Source organism: Lysobacter sp. CCNWLW3 (genome assembly GCF_036697405.1).
Classification (GTDB): domain Bacteria; phylum Pseudomonadota; class Gammaproteobacteria; order Xanthomonadales; family Xanthomonadaceae; genus Lysobacter.
Window position 1 is genome coordinate 280,148 of the sequence record NZ_JBAHWA010000002.1, and the last position, 15,472, is coordinate 295,619.

Annotated in this window: 18 protein-coding genes and 1 tRNA gene; 11 read left to right on the forward strand and 8 right to left on the reverse strand. The window is 69.1% G+C overall.

Translation table 11 applies throughout. The features are described from left to right. Positions 1-352: 352 nt before the first annotated feature. Together V1318_RS06515 and crp are read right to left on the reverse strand one after the other, a co-directional pair. Positions 353-814 carry a GNAT family N-acetyltransferase gene (locus tag V1318_RS06515; RefSeq protein WP_332938765.1) on the reverse strand — a complete coding sequence of 154 codons (462 nt, stop codon included), beginning with the start codon at positions 812-814 and terminating at the stop codon, positions 353-355. A 15-nt stretch (positions 815-829) separates the two neighbouring features. Further along, positions 830-1,519: a cAMP-activated global transcriptional regulator CRP gene (crp, locus tag V1318_RS06520; RefSeq protein ID WP_031371492.1), complete on the reverse strand. Its 690-nt coding sequence runs from the start codon at positions 1,517-1,519 to the stop codon at positions 830-832. A 219-nt stretch (positions 1,520-1,738) separates the two neighbouring features. Between crp and speD the strand changes: the two genes are divergently transcribed. Continuing rightward, positions 1,739-2,530, forward strand: a complete 792-nt coding sequence (gene speD, locus V1318_RS06525) for an adenosylmethionine decarboxylase (protein WP_055908890.1) — start codon at positions 1,739-1,741, stop codon at positions 2,528-2,530. Positions 2,531-2,637: 107 nt separating this feature from the next. Here the strand turns inward: speD and coq7 are convergent, their stop codons facing one another. Then, entirely contained in the window at positions 2,638-3,282 is a 645-nt protein-coding gene (gene coq7, locus V1318_RS06530) for a 2-polyprenyl-3-methyl-6-methoxy-1,4-benzoquinone monooxygenase (protein ID WP_332938769.1), read from the reverse strand. A gap of 9 nt (positions 3,283-3,291) precedes the next feature. After that, a complete protein-coding gene (locus V1318_RS06535) occupies positions 3,292-4,479 on the reverse strand; it encodes a (Fe-S)-binding protein (protein WP_332938770.1) in 1,188 nt (395 codons plus the stop codon). A 168-nt stretch (positions 4,480-4,647) separates the two neighbouring features. Here V1318_RS06535 and rplM point away from each other — a divergent pair, with 168 nt between their 5' ends. The 5 genes from rplM (at position 4,648) to maiA (ending at position 7,660) form a co-directional block, all read left to right on the forward strand. Next, positions 4,648-5,076 (forward strand): 50S ribosomal protein L13, encoded by a 429-nt coding sequence (rplM, locus tag V1318_RS06540; RefSeq protein WP_056178849.1) that lies wholly within the window; start codon positions 4,648-4,650, stop codon positions 5,074-5,076. Between the two features lie 15 nt (positions 5,077-5,091). Further along, positions 5,092-5,484, forward strand: coding sequence for a 30S ribosomal protein S9 (gene rpsI / locus V1318_RS06545; protein ID WP_332938772.1), 393 nt, complete (start codon positions 5,092-5,094; stop codon positions 5,482-5,484). Between the two features lie 42 nt (positions 5,485-5,526). Continuing rightward, positions 5,527-5,601, forward strand: a tRNA-Gln gene (locus V1318_RS06550). A gap of 310 nt (positions 5,602-5,911) precedes the next feature. Beyond that, a complete protein-coding gene (locus V1318_RS06555) occupies positions 5,912-6,901 on the forward strand; it encodes a fumarylacetoacetate hydrolase family protein (protein ID WP_332938773.1) in 990 nt (329 codons plus the stop codon). 96 nt (positions 6,902-6,997) lie between these two features. Next, positions 6,998-7,660 carry a maleylacetoacetate isomerase gene (maiA, locus tag V1318_RS06560; protein ID WP_332938775.1) on the forward strand — a complete coding sequence of 221 codons (663 nt, stop codon included), beginning with the start codon at positions 6,998-7,000 and terminating at the stop codon, positions 7,658-7,660. A gap of 10 nt (positions 7,661-7,670) precedes the next feature. Here the strand turns inward: maiA and V1318_RS06565 are convergent, their stop codons facing one another. The 3 genes from V1318_RS06565 to V1318_RS06575 all read right to left on the reverse strand — a co-directional run bounded on the left by V1318_RS06565 (position 7,671) and on the right by V1318_RS06575 (position 9,847). Beyond that, a complete protein-coding gene (locus V1318_RS06565) occupies positions 7,671-8,315 on the reverse strand; it encodes a hypothetical protein (RefSeq protein ID WP_332938777.1) in 645 nt (214 codons plus the stop codon). A gap of 129 nt (positions 8,316-8,444) precedes the next feature. After that, positions 8,445-8,708, reverse strand: coding sequence for a hypothetical protein (locus V1318_RS06570; protein WP_332938779.1), 264 nt, complete (start codon positions 8,706-8,708; stop codon positions 8,445-8,447). Between the two features lie 26 nt (positions 8,709-8,734). After that, entirely contained in the window at positions 8,735-9,847 is a 1,113-nt protein-coding gene (locus V1318_RS06575; protein ID WP_056178868.1) for a PilT/PilU family type 4a pilus ATPase, read from the reverse strand. A 130-nt stretch (positions 9,848-9,977) separates the two neighbouring features. Between V1318_RS06575 and V1318_RS06580 the strand changes: the two genes are divergently transcribed. The 5 genes from V1318_RS06580 to V1318_RS06600 all read left to right on the forward strand — a co-directional run bounded on the left by V1318_RS06580 (position 9,978) and on the right by V1318_RS06600 (position 14,388). After that, a complete protein-coding gene (locus V1318_RS06580; RefSeq protein WP_332938780.1) occupies positions 9,978-10,337 on the forward strand; it encodes a DUF4398 domain-containing protein in 360 nt (119 codons plus the stop codon). After that, a complete protein-coding gene (locus V1318_RS06585; RefSeq protein WP_332938781.1) occupies positions 10,334-11,221 on the forward strand; it encodes an OmpA family protein in 888 nt (295 codons plus the stop codon). Before V1318_RS06580 ends, V1318_RS06585 begins: the two co-directional genes overlap by 4 nt. Positions 11,222-11,552: 331 nt before the next feature. After that, on the forward strand, positions 11,553-11,771 hold the full coding sequence (locus V1318_RS06590; RefSeq protein ID WP_332938782.1) for a YdcH family protein: 219 nt from the start codon (positions 11,553-11,555) through the stop codon (positions 11,769-11,771). Positions 11,772-12,076: 305 nt separating this feature from the next. Further along, positions 12,077-13,447, forward strand: coding sequence for a pyridoxal-phosphate dependent enzyme (locus V1318_RS06595; RefSeq protein WP_332938784.1), 1,371 nt, complete (start codon positions 12,077-12,079; stop codon positions 13,445-13,447). Beyond that, a complete protein-coding gene (locus tag V1318_RS06600; RefSeq protein ID WP_332938786.1) occupies positions 13,444-14,388 on the forward strand; it encodes a 2OG-Fe(II) oxygenase in 945 nt (314 codons plus the stop codon). The genes V1318_RS06595 and V1318_RS06600 overlap by 4 nt, the downstream gene beginning before the upstream one ends. Positions 14,389-14,437: 49 nt before the next feature. Here V1318_RS06600 and V1318_RS06605 read toward each other — a convergent pair whose 3' ends face one another. Continuing rightward, positions 14,438-15,460, reverse strand: a complete 1,023-nt coding sequence (locus V1318_RS06605) for a hypothetical protein (RefSeq protein ID WP_332938788.1) — start codon at positions 15,458-15,460, stop codon at positions 14,438-14,440. Positions 15,461-15,472 lie beyond the last annotated feature (12 nt).

A 15,472-nucleotide genomic window follows, 5' to 3' on the forward strand; every position in this document is an offset into this window, starting at 1 on the left:
GTTTTGAGGCCGGGACGCAGGCCTCAATCGACATGACGAGGTCCACCGGTCGATGCGGTGAGCGCAGCGAACCGCATCGACGCGGGGCTCGCAGACGGCGATGGTGCGGTTCGCTGCGCTCACCACACCCTACGGAGGAGCTCTGGCCCGGTTCAGGGTAGGAGCAGCGCAAGCCGCGACCGCGCAACCCCGGCGGCTGCGAACCTTGCGGCGCACTACCCGATCGCAGCGCTTCGTAGGATGCGGTGAGCGCAGCGAACCGCATCGACGCGGGACTCGCAGACGGTGCTGGTGCGGTTCGCTGCGCTCACCGCACCCTACGGCCGCAGCCCGCGAGGGCTTTCGGCGGAGGCTAGTCCCCCAGCGCCTTCACGAACCGCAGCGAGCCGTCGCTGTAGCCGCAATCGCGGTAGAAGGCATGCGCCTCTTCGCGGCGCAGATTGCTGGTGACTTCGATGCGCGACACGCCGGTGCGGCGCGAAATCAGCTCGACCTCGCGCAGCAGGCGCCGGCCGATGCCCTGGCGCTGGCAGGCCGGCGACACCACCAGCGCGGTGATGCGCGCCAGTTCGGTGCCGTGGACCACCGAATACAGGGTGTAGAGCGAGATCAGGCCGCAGGCGTCGCCATCGATCTCGGCCAGCAGCAGGTGCTGGCGCGGGTCGTGGCGGACCACCGCGATGCGTTCGGCGGCTTCGTCGCGGTTGCAGGGATAGCCCAGGTCGCCGAGCAGGCGGGCGACATCGTGGGCGTCGCCCAATTCCGCCGGACGCACCCGGGGTGCGGTCTCGGCGGAAGTGGCGGCTCGACCCATCGTCGGACGGGCGGCTCAGCGCGTCCCGTACAGGACGACGGTCTTGCCGCGGGCGTGCAGCTTGCCGTCCGCCTGTAGCTTCTTGAGCACGCGGCCGGCCATTTCGCGCGAGCAGCCGACCAGGCGCGACAGCTCCTGGCGCGACACCCGCAGCTGGGTGCCCTGCGGATGGCTCATGGCCTCGGGTTCCTTGGCCAGGTCGTGCAGGGCGCGGACGATGCGGTCGGTCACGTCCAGGAAGGCCAGGCGGCCGGCCTTGCGGCTGGTGTCGAGCAGGCGGCGCGAAATCTGGGCGCCGATCGCGTACAGCAGCTTGGGCGCGTCCAGCGACAGGCGGGTCAGCAGCAGGTCGTAGAGGCGCTCGTGGCCGATTTCGGCCAGCTCGCAGGTGCTGCGCGTGCGCAGGATCACCTCGCGGTGGTCGCTCTCGATGAATAGGCCGAGTTCGCCGACGAATTCGCCGGGGCCGAAGTAACCCAGCACCAGTTCGCGGCCGTCTTCCTCCTCGGTGATGATGCTCACCGAGCCGGAAACCACGTAATACAGGGTGCTGGCGGGATCCCCCGGGCGGAACACGTCGGTCCGCGACGGGTAACGTCGGCGGTGGCAGTGCGCCAGGAAGCGTTCGATCGTCGCGCCGTCAGGCAGCAACGGGCTATTGGTTCGGCGCAGGGCAGTCAAGGGGGCTACCGGATTGGCGGACATGGGATTGGGCTTAGGTTATCGAGTGAGCTTAGGACGAACCGGGGGATTGGGCAAATAGCGTCACCCTGCGGCACTCTACGTCACCCGGAGCCGATATGGGCAGTCCCTCGACCCGCCAGGGCCCCGACTTGTGACCGCGGGGTGACAGCGCGCGTTTCCCCCCGCCGCCGTTTGCCGCATAATCCGCGTCCTCGCCGTCCGACCGGGAATCCCCCTACCGTGGTCAAGCCGTTGCCGCGCCTGAGGTTGCAGGGTTTCAACAACCTCACCAAGGCCCTCTCGTTCAACATCTACGACGTCTGCTACGCGGTCTCCGAGGAGCAGCGCCAGCGGTATATCGAGTACATCGACGAGGCCTACAACGCCGACCGCCTGACCCAGATCCTCACGGATGTGGCGGACATCATCGGCGCCAACATCCTCAACATCGCGCGCCAGGACTACGATCCGCAGGGCGCGTCGGTGACGATCCTGATCTCGGAAGAGCCGGTGATCGACAAGTCGGCCGCCAAGGGCGTGATCTCCGACGCCGTCGTCGCCCACATGGACAAGTCGCACATCACCGTGCACACCTATCCGGAGACCCACCCGGACAACGGCATCGCGACCTTCCGCGCCGACATCGACGTGGCGACCTGCGGCGTGATCTCGCCGCTGAAGGCCCTGAACTACCTGATCGAGAGCCTCGAGTCCGACATCGTGGTCATGGACTACCGCGTGCGCGGCTTCACCCGCGACGTGAAGGGCCGCAAGCACTACATCGATCACAAGATCAACTCGATCCAGGACTACCTGGCCAAGAACGTGAAGTCGCGCTACGAGATGCTCGACGTCAACGTCTACCAGGAAAACATCTTCCACACCAAGATGCACCTGAAGGAATTCGACCTCGACAACTACCTGTTCGAGGAGAAGGCCAAGAACCTCTCGTTCAAGGAGCGCATGAAGATCGAGGCGCGGCTCAAGCGCGAGATCGAAGAGCTGTTCCACGGCCGCAATCTGGTCGATTGAGGCCGGGATTCGGGATTAGAGATTCGGGATTCGATAGTGCAAGAACGAAAAAGGCCCGCCAATGGCGGGCCTTTTGCTTTTTCGAATCTCCAATCCCCAATCCCGAATCACAGCCTGTAGGCCACCGCCTTCATCAGCTTCGACGCCGCCGCCATCAGGCTCGGCACCGGCGGCGGCAGTAGGCGCGCGCCCGCGGCCTCGGCGTTGGCGGCGTGGCGGGCCTCGTCTTCCTTCATGGTGCGCAGGATCGCGCGGCTGCGCGCGTCGGCTTGCGGCAGCGATTGCAGGTGTTCGTCGATGTGCGCCTCGACCTGGTGCTCGGTCTCGACCACGAAGCCCAGGTTCCAGCCGTCGCCGCGCAGCCCGGCCAGCGCGCCGATCGCGTAGCTGCCGGCGTACCACAGCGGGTTGAGCAGGCTGGGGCGGCTGTCGAGCTCGTCCAGGCGCTGCGCGCACCAGGCCAGGTGGTCGGTCTCCTCCTGCGCGGCTTCGAGCAGGTGCTCGCGCGTGAGCGCGTCGCGCGCGACCGCGGCCTGGCCGCAGTACAGCGCCTGCGCGCAGACCTCGCCGACGTGGTTGATCCGCATCAGGCCGGCGGCATGGCGGCGCTCGGCGTCGTCGAGTTCGATCTGGGCGGTGTCGGCGGCCGGGTTGGGGCGCTGCGCATAAGGCGCGCCGAAGACGGTGTCGAGGGCGCGCTGCGCATCGCTGAGCAGGCGGTCCAGGGGAGTCAGCTCGCGGATCGTGGTCATGCGCGCAGTTTACGGCGCGGCGGCGTTCGCCGGCAGTGAATCGGCGGCGGCATTCGCGTCTTCGACCAGGCCGGCCAGGAATTCCAGCGGGTGCTGCGGCGGCGCCGCCTGCGCCGCGCCCAGGTGCAGGCGGCAGCCGATGTTGGCGCTGAGCAGGCGCGTCGCGCCGCTGTCGGCGAACTGGCGCAGCAGCGGCGCACGGTAGTCGGCCGCGCGTTCGGGCTCGCTCAGCATCTGGGTGCCGGCCGCGCCGCAGCAGCCGTAGCCGGCGTCCAGCTCGATCACCTCCAGCCCGGGCACGCGCGCCAGCAGGCGGCGCAGCGCCGGCACCGAGCCGACCACGTTGCGCTGGGTGCAGGGCAGGTGCAGGGCGACCCGCTCGCGCAGCGGGCGCAGGTGCAGCGCCTGCGCATGGCGGTCGAGGAAGGCGATCGCGTCGACCGCCGTGCCCGGTTGCAGCGCCTGCGCCAGGGCTTCGTGGCAGCCGCTGGCCAGGCTCAGCACGGTATCGACGCCGGCGAAGGCGGCGCGGTTGCGCTCGGCCAGGGCCCGGGCGCGGGCGGCGTCGCCGGCGTGCGCGTGCAGGCTGCCGCAGCAGGTCTGGGCCTGGACCGCGCGGACCCGGTAGCCCAGGCCGCGGCAGAGCCGGGCCACGGCCTCGCGCAGCGCAGTCTCATAAGGTCCGGCGACGCAGCCCACGAACAGCGCCAGCTCGCCGCGCGGGCCGTCGCCGGCCGGCTCGGTCGGAGCGGAATGCCGACCCGGCGGGCGCGGCAACGGCCGCCAGGGCGAGGGCAGGGCCGGGTAGGCCAGCCGATACAACCCCAGCAGGGCGCGCAGCGCACGCGGCCGCGCGGCCAGGGCCTCGATCCAGCGCTGCCGGCGTGCGGGCGGGCGGCGTTCGCGCTGGCGGCTGCGCGCCAGGCCCAGCAGCTCGCCATACTGCACGCCGGCCGGGCACACCGCCTCGCAGCTGCGGCAGCCCAGGCAGTGGTCCAGGTGGGTGTCGGCGACCGCGCTGGGCTCGATCGTGCCCAGCGCCCACGCCCGCGCCACGGCGATGCGCCCGCGCGGGGATTCGGCTTCCAGGCGGTCGTGGCCGTATGTCGGGCAGGCCGGCAGGCACAGCCCGCACTGGACGCAGCGGTCGGCCAGCGCCACCAGCGGGTCGGCGGAAGGCGGGCGGGCGGCGGACATGAAGGCCGATGCTAGCACCGGTCCGGGCCGACTTGCAGGGGCGGGCCGACCCCGCTATCATTCCGCCTCTTTCGTTCCACATTCACAACGCGAGGCGAAATTCCGACGCCGCGGCCACTCCGGACGCAAGCGGAATCAGCCCGACCAGGTACCCATAGCAGATCTTTCATGAAGACTTTTACCGCTAAGAACGAGACCGTCCAGCGCGACTGGTACATCGTCGACGCGTCGGGCAAAACGCTCGGCCGCTTGAGCTCCGAACTCGCGCGCCGTCTGCGCGGCAAGCACAAGCCCGTCTACACCCCTCACGTGGATACCGGCGATTACCTGGTGGTGATCAACGCCGAGAAGATCGCTGTCACGGGCAACAAGCTCCAGGACAAGATCTACCACCGCTTCACCGGCTACGTCGGCAACCTGAAGAGCGAAACCCTGGGCCAGGCGCTGGAGCGCCACCCGGAGCGCGTCATCGAAATCGCCGTCAAGGGCATGCTGCCGAAGAATCCGCTCGGCCGCGCCATGTACCGCAAGCTCAAGGTCTACAAGGGCTCCGAGCATCCGCACGCTGCCCAGCAGCCGCAGCCGTTGGACATCTAAGGTAAAGACACGCACATGGCTATCCAGCAGAACTACGGCACCGGCCGCCGCAAGTCCTCCACCGCTCGCGTGTACCTGCGCAAGGGCGAGGGCAAGATCACCATCAACCAGCGTTCGATCGAAGAGTTCTTCGGTCGCGAGACCGCGCGCATGATCGTGCGCCAGCCGCTCGAGCTGACCCAGTCCAGCGACAAGTTCGACGTCAACGTCACGGTCGCCGGCGGCGGCATCACCGGCCAGGCCGGTGCGATCCGCCTCGGCATCGCGCGTGCGCTGGTCGAGTACGACGAATCCCTGAAGCCCGAGCTGCGCAAGGCCGGCTTCATGACCCGCGACGCCCGCGAAGTCGAGCGTAAGAAGGTCGGCCTGCACAAGGCACGTCGCGCTACCCAGTTCTCGAAGCGTTAATCGCAGTCGCAATTCTGCGTTTTTTGCTAAGATTCGTTTCATAGCCCCGTCGCCAAGCGGTAAGGCACCTGACTCTGACTCAGGCATTCGGTGGTTCGAATCCATCCGGGGCTGCCAAACCAGACCGATCCACGCCGGCAACGGTGCGGATCGGCAACGAAGAACCCGCCCTCCGGCGGGTTTTTTGTTTTCCAGGTCCGCTCGCGATCCGCCCGCAGGATGCGGCGAGCCAAAGGCGAACCGCATCGGCGCGCTGAGCGGCGGCGACGCGGGCATCGGGACCGGCGATCGAATGCGCCGCGCTCCAACTCGTCGCCGGCGCACAGGCCGGGTAGGGTGATGGCCGATTCGCGCGGGTCTGTTGTCCGCGGCGATTCGGTTACAATTGAAACCATTGCGCTGCGGCGCCCTGCGATTTGAGGTCTGGATGAAGCTCGGTTCCCTGAAGGAAGGCGGCCGCGACGGCACGCTGATCGTCGTCTCCCGCGATCTGACCCGCGCCGTGCGCGCCAGCGGCATCGCCGAGACCCTGCAGCGCGCGCTGGAAGACTGGTCCAACGTCGCGCCGCGCCTGAACGCCCTGTCCGACGCGCTCAACGCCGGCGACGCCGAGGGCGCGTTCGATCTGGACCAGGCCGCATTGGCCGCGCCGCTGCCGCGCGCCTACGAATTCGTCGACGGCAGCGCCTACCTGCCGCACGTCGAGCGCGTGCGCCGCGCGCGCGGCGCCGAGGTGCCGGAGAGCTTCTACGTCGACCCGCTGATGTACCAGGCGGTCAGCGCCGGCTTCTACGGCCCGCGCGATCCGGTGCGCGTGGTCAGCGAGGACTACGGCATCGATCTGGAAGCCGAGGTGGTGATCGTGACCGACGACGTGCCGATGGCGGCCACGCCGGAGCAGGCCGCCGCCCACATCCAGCTGATCGGCCTGGTCAACGACGTGTCCCTGCGCAACCTGATCCCGAACGAGCTGGGCAAGGGCTTCGGCTTCCTGCAGTCCAAGCCGCGCTCGGCGCTGAGCCCGGTGTTCGTGACCCCGGACGAGCTCGGCGAGGCCTGGCAGGGCAGCAAGGTCCATCGCCCGCTGCTGACCCACATCAACGGCGAATGGTTCGGCGCGCCCGAGGCCGGCGTCGACATGCAGTTCGACTTCGCCCAGCTGGTCGCGCACGCGGCCAAGACCCGCCCGCTGTCGGCCGGCACCATCGTCGGTTCCGGCACCGTCGCCAACCAGGACACCTCGCTGGGCGCGTCCTGCTTCGCCGAGCGCCGTACGGTCGAGACCCTGGAGCACGGCAAGCCGCTGACCCCGTTCATGAAGTTCGGCGACACCGTGCGCATCGAGATGCTGGACGCGCAAGGGCGCAGCATCTTCGGCGCGATCGAGCAGCGCATCGAGCGGCAGGCTTCCGCCTGACGGCAGCGGCGCGCCGGACGAGAGGTAACCCCGGCGCGCCGGTCACCGGCTAAGGTGACGACGATCAGGCACGACGGCAGATCCTAGGGACAGGCAGTGGGCGAGCAACTACGGCTGTATTCGTACTGGCGATCGAGCGCGGCCTACCGGGTCCGCATCGGCCTGAATCTCAAGGGGCTGGCGTACGAGATCGTGCCGGTGCACCTGGTGCGCAACGGCGGCGAACAGCACAGCGAGGCCTACCGCGAGGTCAATCCGCTCGGCCTGGTGCCGGTGCTGGAGCACGGCAACCGCAAGATGCGGCAGTCGATCGCGATCCTGGAATACCTGGACGAGACCTGGCCGCAGCCGGCGCTGCTGCCGGCCACCGCGCGCGACCGCCAGCGCGTGCGCGCGCTGGCCCAGACCATCGCCTGCGACATCCATCCCCTAAACAACCTGCGCGTGCTGCAGTACTTCGACCGCACCTGGAGCGTGCCGCACCCGGAACGCGAGGACTGGATCAAGCATTGGGTGCGCGAAGGCTTCAGCGCGATCGAGGCGACCCTGCTCGACCACCCGGCCACCGGGCGCTACTGCGAGGGCGACACCCCGACCCTGGCCGATTGCTGCCTGGTGCCGCAGGTCTACAACGCGCGCCGTTTCGGCGTGCCGCTGGACGAGTTCCCGACCATCGTGCGGATCGAGCAGGCCTGCCTGGAGCTGCCCGAGTTCGACGCGGCAAGGCCGGAGAATCAGCCGGACCGGCCGCCGGAGTAAACGGAGCGGGTCAAGCGATCCACGTGCCTTGTACCGCCAACAGCTTCCATGCGCCTGCCCGATGGGCGAGCACGAATCGTTGCCCCTCGCCGCACAGCGGGCCGCAGCTGGTTCCGGTGTCGACGGTGGCGATCAGCTCGTCGCGACGGTAGTAGACGGGCAGGCCCATGCGCAGGGTTCCGTGCGCCTCGGGGTAATGGCGGTGAAAACAACGCCATAGCGGTGGCGCCGATTTTTCGCTTTCTGGGCAGGGAGGATTGCCGGCGACCGCGGCGTCCAGCTTCGCGGACGGTTCGATCTTCACGAGCGCACAGGCACGGTCGATCCCTGGCGGGAATCGAGTCGAATCCAGTTGCTTGCGCTCGTGCGCAAGTTCGTCGGGCACGTCGTGAAGCAGCAGGGGTTTGCTCTGGCCCTTGCATAGATCCTTGAGCACGAGCGAAAGCACGGCGAGGTCGTTTTCCGCGGCGAGTTGTCGCGTCAGCGGAATCGGCTGCAGTCCTTCGAGCGAGGGCGCGCGGGATTCATCGCTGGCTGGTTCAAGAATGGGCGCTGGCACGACCGCGGCCGGGCGCATCAGCAGTGGCAGCCCCAGGTAGGCCGAAATCGCCAGCGTGAGGCAGACGGCGACGGCCGCGATCGTGCGAGTGCTCATGCCTGCTCCTGCCGGTGGATGCCGTGTCGCGGACTTAGCTCATCGTACGTTCTTGCGCGTGATATCGCGCAGTCGGCCCCTTGCGACCCTGGCGGTGCTTCAGCTCTGGCGCTAAGGGCGCGCGCCCGCTCAGGCGCCCACCGACGGAACATTCGGATACCAGACGCCGCGCATGCTGCGCACACCGATGTTCGGGAGCACGTGTCCCGGATCTAGATCGCGGATATCGATGTCGACGATAGGCGGGCCCAAGGTGGCCATGTCGATATACGGCACGGCCGATCGCAAGAGCGTGCGCGCGTCTTCCTCGGTCCACGCGGTCGCGCCGAAACCGATGCCGAAACCGATACGGGTGGGAAACCAGTATCGGTGCAGCCGGATGCCGCTGCTCATCGGAGCGGTGACGAAGCGCGCCGCGCTCAGTGCGCGGCGTTGGCGTCGTACATATCCGCGTAAGGATCGTGCTCGGCGCCGCCCTCGGAGAGGCGGAACTTGAGCGCCAGGCCGTCGCGCGAGTCGGCCGCCTTGAGCGCCTCCTCCATCTCGATCCGGCCTTCCTTGTAGAGGCGGAACAGGCACTGGTCGAACGACTCCATGCCTTCTTCCAGCGACTCCTCCATCGCCTGCTTGATCTCGTGCACCTGGCCACGGCGCATCAGGTCGCGCACGTGCGGGGTGTTGATCAGGATCTCGGCCGCGGGCAGGCGGCGGCCGTCGGTGCCGACCACCAGGCGCTGCGACACCACCGCCTTGAGGTTCAAGGCCAGGTTCATCAGCACGTTCTTGTGCGCCGACTCGTTGAAGAAGTTGAGGATGCGTTCCAGGGTCTGGTCGGCGTTGTTGGAGTGCAGCGTCGCCAGGCACAGGTGACCGGTTTCGGCGAAGGCGATCGCCGCCTCCATCGTCGTCGCGTCCAGGATTTCGCCGATCAGGATCACGTCCGGCGCTTCGCGCATCGCGTTCTTGAGCGCGTTGTGGAAGGCGTGCGTGTCCAGGCCGACTTCGCGCTGGTTGACGATCGACTTCTTGTGCTTGTGCAGATACTCGATCGGATCCTCGATGGTGAGGATGTGGCCCGAAGTATTGCTGTTGCGGTGGTCGATCATCGACGCCAGCGTCGTCGACTTGCCCGAGCCGGTGCTGCCCACGATGAGCACCAGGCCGCGCGGGGCCATGATGATCTCCTTGAGCACCTGCGGCAGCTGCAGTTCTTCGATGCTGGGAATGATGCTGCGGATGGCGCGGATCACCATGCCGACTTCGCCGCGCTGCTTGAACACGTTGATGCGGAACCGGCCCGCGTCGGGCAGCGCCAGGGCCATGTTCAGCTCCAGGTCGCGCTCGAACTGGGGCACCTGGCCCTCGTCCATCAGCGAATAAGCGATCTTCTTGACCATGCCCGGGGGCAACCCGGTGTTGCCAAGCGGGTACAGTCTGCCCTCGACCTTGATATAAACCGGCGCCCCGGTGGTCAGGAACATGTCCGACGCGTTTTTTTCCGTCATCAGCTTCAGGAAATAGCCGATGTCCATGCACACACCCCTTGTTAACGACTACGTACCGTTGCAAGCACGCCGCCGGCTTCCGACAATGGCCGAGCGCACTCCTTACGCAACGGCATCCCCTATGACCGCAAGCTTCGCACGAATCAGCTTCTCACAGATGCGCTCCGCGCTGCTGGCACTAGTTCTCGCTTCCGCGCTGAGCGCATGCGCCTCGCTGCCGCCCCCCACCGCGGAGCTGGCCACGGCCCAGCAGGCGGTCACGCGCGCCGACGGCGCCGATGCCGACCAGTACGCGCCGCAGGACCTGGCCGCCGCGCGCAACGCGCTGGGCCAGGCCCAGGGCGCGATGTCGCGCGGCCGCGAGGACGACGCCCGCCGCCTGGCCGCCGCCGCCGCGGTCGACGGCGACCTGGCCACCGCCAAGAGCCGCGAGGCGGTGATCAACGCCGAGCTGGCCCAGCGCCGCGCCGAGATCGCCGACTTGCGCCGCCGCCTGCAGACCGGAGACGACCGATGAGCCTGCGCCACCTGCTGAGCCGCACCCTGCTGGCGGCCGCGCTCGTCGCCGCGCTGCCGGTCCACGCGGCCGAAGACCCGGACGTGGCGCGGCTGTCGCGGCGCTTGACCGCGGTCGACGCCGACCCCGGCCTGAGCGGCTTCGGCGCCTACGAGCGCCTGCAGGCCCGCCAGGCCGTGCAGGCCCTGGCCGAGGCCGGCCGCCGCGACCGCGACGGCGCCTTCTACATCGCCGAGCGCCGGGTCCAGATCGCCGAGATCGCGGCGCGCAGCCAGGCCGCCCAGCGCGAGGTCGATCGTCTCGACCGCGAGCGCAGCGACCTGCTGGTCGAGGCCAGCCGCCGCGACGCCGAACGCGCGCGCGCCGAGGCCGAACGCCTGCGCCTGCAGGCGCAGATGCAGGCCGAGGAGGCCGAGCGCCTGCGCGCCCAGGCCGCCGCCGATGCGCTGGCGATCCAGGACGCGGACGCGGCCCTGGCCACCGTCGGCGATGCCCAGACCGCCAAGCTCAACGCCGCCCGCGAGCGCGAGGCCGCGCTCGCGCGCCAGGAAGCCGAGCTCATGGCCGGCGGCAAACTGCCCGCCTCCAAGCGCGACGCGCGCGGCGAAGTGTTCGCCTTGAACCGCGACGCGTTCGCGGCCGGCAAGGCCGCCCTCGGCGGCGGCGCGTCCGGCCAGGTCAAGACCCTGGCCGCCTACGTCCAGGCCGGTCCCTCGGCCTCGGTCAAGGTCGAGGCCCAGGCCGGCGACGCCAAGCTCGCCCAGCGCCGCGCCGACGCGGTGCGCGACGCGCTGGTCGCCGGCGGCGTGCCCAAGGGCAAGATCCAGAGCAGCGGCCGCAGCGGCAAGGGCGACCGGGTCGAGGTCGTGGTCTCGGACAAATAATCTTAAAAATCAGTTATTTGTGACATGGGTCCGCGCCGATGGCACCGCCTTGGCGCGGACCCGATGCCGATGCGGGCGAATGCGACCGCCGGCCTTGCCGGCCCCGAAAAGGAGGAGTAGGGTCGAATACCCAAGCGGCCGGATTTCCGCTTGGCGAAGAGCCAGGCCGATGACGCAAGCCCACCTTCTGCAGGAACCCGCCACCGCAAGCATGTCGGTGGCCGGCCTGTATGAGGCCGGCCCCACGCCCCGCCTGGCGCCCCTCACGGACCCCCCGCGACGCCCTGGTCATTAGGCCGGGGCGTTTGCTTTTCTGCTGAAGGAGGCTTTCATGTTCGAAGAACGACCGCAGCCCGAAATCGACGCCCTGATCAAGAGCAACCCCGAGTTCAAGCAGCTCTACCAGCGTCACAAGGACCTCGACAAGAAGGTGATGGACGCGGAGCTCGGCGTGCTGCCGATCGACGACGTCACCCTGGCGCAGATGAAGCGCGAGAAGCTGGCTGCGAAGGACCGATTGACCTTGTTGTACGACGCGCAACCCCACTGAATCTTCTTCAGCGCGGGCGGTGGCGGCCATCCTCGTCGGCCGCCACCGCCCGCGGCTACCGGACGGGCCGTGAACGTCGCCGGCCCGCATTCCGAAGCTTTTCCTGATCCGGTTCGCCTTTTCGCGCGGTCCGCGCGCCTGCCTGCCGAGGGCCCGGTCCTGCCCTCGGGCGCCGACGCAGGCCCACGCGCCCGTGTGCCCGTCCAAGCGATCGCCTCCGCCCGGCGCCGGCGGCGCGCGCGGCCCCGCTAGAATGTCCGGGTCCCGCCGCGCCGAACGCGGCCCCGCAGAAGCCGCGTAACCGCATGGCCATCCATCAATCCGTACTCGAACTGATCGGGCAGACCCCGATCGTCAAAGCCCAGCGCCTGGACACCGGCGTGTGCGAGCTCTACCTCAAGCTCGAATCGCAGAACCCCGGCGGCTCGATCAAGGACCGCATCGGCCTGTCGATGATCGAAGCGGCGGAGAAGGCCGGCAAGATCAAGCCCGGCGACACCCTGGTCGAAGGCACCGCCGGCAACACCGGTATCGGCCTGGCGCTGGTCGCGCAGCAGAAGGGCTACAAGCTGCTGCTGGTGGTGCCGGACAAGATGAGCCGCGAGAAGATATTCAATCTCAAGGCCATGGGCGCGCAGGTGGTGCTGACCCGTTCGGACGTGGCCAAGGGGCATCCCGACTACTACCAGGACCTGGCCGAGCGCATCGCCCGCGAAACCCCCGGCGCCTACTTCATCAACCAGTTCGGCAACCCCGACAACCCGGCCGCGCACGAGTTCGGCACCGCGCCGGAGATCCTCGAGCAGATGGACGGCAAGCTCGACGCGATCGTGTTCGGCTGCGGCAGCTCCGGCACCATGACCGGCCTGTCGCGCGCCTTCGCCAGGCTGTCGCCGGACACCGAGCTGGTGCTGGCCGACCCGGTCGGTTCGATCCTGGAGGAATACATCAACCGCGGCACGCTGTCGGACAAGTCGGCCAGCTGGATGGTCGAGGGCATCGGCGAGGATTTCCTGCCGCCGATCTCCGACTTCACCCGGGTCAAGCGGGCCTACGCGATCAGCGACAAGGAAAGCTTCCTGACCGCGCGCGAGCTGCTGGAGAAGGAGGGCATCCTCGGCGGTTCCTCGACCGGCACCCTGCTGGCGGCGGCGCTGAAGTACTGCCGCGAGCAGACCCAGCCCAAGCGCGTGCTGGTGTTCGTCTGCGACACCGGCAACAAGTATCTGTCGAAGATGTACAACGACTACTGGATGCTGGACAACGGTTTCATCCAGCGCGAAAGCCACGGCGATCTGCGCGACCTGATCCTGCGCCCGTACTCGCAGCGCGACACGGTCGTGGTCGGCCCCAACGATCTGCTGGTCACCGCTTACCAGCGCATGAAGCTCTACGACGTGTCGCAGCTGCCGGTGATGGACGGCGAGCACATCGTCGGCATCGTCGACGAGAGCGACGTGCTGCTGCACGTGTACGGCGACGAATCGCGCTTCCGCGATCCGGTCTCGACCGCGATGGTGAGCAAGCTCGACAAGATCCCCGTGGCCGAGCCGATCGAGTCGCTGCTACCGGTGTTCGACCGCGGCCACGTCGCCATCGTCATGGACGGCGAGCGCTTCCTCGGCCTGATCACCCGCATCGACCTGCTCAACTTCCTGCGGCGGCGCGTGCAGTGACCGCGGCGGCGGCCGAACGCTGGCTGCCGGGCGATCGCCTGCCCGACGTGCGCCTGCGCGACGGCGCGGGCCTCGCCCAGACCCTGCATGCCGAATTCGCCGGCGCGCCGCTGTGGCTGGCCGCGCCCTCCGGCGACGCGATCGCCGCGGCCCTGCCGGCGCCGCCGGCGGGCGTGCTCGCGCTGTGCCTGGGCGCGCAGGCGCGCGCCGACGCGCCGGCGGGCTGGCGCGCGTTCGCGACCGAGCCGCGCTGGCTGGCCGGGCTGGGCGAAGATGTCTTGTGGCTGGCCGATGCGAACCTGCGCCTGCAGGCCGCGAGCGCGTTGCCGACGGCTGCGCCGCCGACGCCGGCCGCCGACGAGGCGGCGCTGACGCCGGCGCAGATCCTGCGCATCGCGCCGGTGCTGCAGATTCCCGATGTGTTCGAGGCGCAGCTGTGCGCCGAACTGATCCGTCATCTCGACGTCGACTGCGGCGGCGGCGACGCCTCCGGCGTATTGGTGCTGGAGAACGGCGAGCAGCGCTTCCAGATCGACCCGGCGGTGAAGCAACGCCGCGAAAGCTTTCCGCGCGATCCGGCGCTGGAGGCGCGCATGCACGAGCGCCTGCTGCGCCGCGCGCTGCCCGAGATCGCGCGCGTCTATCAGTTCAACGTGGCCCGGCGCGATCCCTTCAAGTTGCTGGCCTATCCGCAGGACGCGGGCTATTTCCGCGCCCACCGCGACAACGAAACCCCGGACGTGGCCTACCGCCGCTTCGCGCTGTCGGTGAACCTCAACGCCGGCGCCTACGCGGGCGGCGAGTTCCGTTATCCCGAATTCGGCCCGCACCTGTTCTCGCCGGCGACCGGTTCGGCGCTGGTGTTCTCGTGCTCGCTGCTGCACGAAGTGCTGCCCGTGCGCAACGGCACGCGCTATGCGATGACGACGTTTCTGGCCTGATTCCGGCGCGCTCTTTCCGGCGCGGCCGTCCTGGCGCGACCGCTCGCGCTCAATCGCCCAGGCCCAGCCGCGGCCGCAGGCCGTCCGCCTCCAGCGTCGTCAGCGCGGCCGCCGCCCATGCCAGACCGGCCTCGATCTGCGGCGCATGCGCGTGCGCGGCCGCCGCCAGTTCGCGTTCGCGCGCGGCCGCGTCGAAGGGCTGGCTCTGGTCCTTGGCGTAACGGTCGAGCAGGCCGGAGGCGGCGATCCGCGCGGCCCAATCCGCGGGCACGGCCAGGCCGTAGTGCGCGGCCAGTTCGGCGCTGCGCGCGGCCGGATCGGCCAGCAGGGCGGCGAAATCCAGGTCGATCAGGCGCCCGGCCAGGGCCGGATCCGCGCTCAGGCGGCGCCAGCGCAGTTGCTCGGCCAGCCACAGGCGGGCCAGGCGGGCGCCGTCGCCGCTGGCCGCCGGCAACTCCTCGGGGCCGAATCCGGTCAGGCGCAGGGCTTCGGTCGCCAGGCCGTCGTCGCGCAGCCCGTCGTCGCGCAGCATGGTCGCCAGCCAGCTGCGCAGGTCGATCCACAGCAGGCAGGCCTGGCCCGGGGCCTGCGCCAACAGGCGCGCGGCCACGGTGGTCAGCACGCTGGTCGGCTTGACCAGCACGACCTGGTCCTCGTTGAACCGTCTGTTCAGCAGGCGCAGCACCGGCCCCCACCAGGCCTGGGTCGCCGGATCGCCGGCGGCCTGGGCCAGCGTCAGCAAGGGCAGGGGCTCGCGCAGGCCCAGCACCGGCTCCAGCGTATCCATCAGGCGACTGACCAGACTGGAGCCGCAATGTCCGATATGGAAAATCCAGTGCAGCGGCGCCGGCACCGCCGGCGCGACCAGTTCGGCCTCGATTTCGGCCAGCGACAATGTCCACCCGCGGATGTCGCGATGGTGCAGGGCGCGCTGGTCCAGGAAGCTCGCGCGGCGGTAGTCCGCGGGCTCGAAATGCAGCACCCAACCGCGTCCCGCCGCCGCGTCGAAGGCGAACAATGGATAGGCTGCACTGTGACTGAAGTCGGGTGGCAGGCGCCGGGTCGGACTCATGGGCGATGGTAG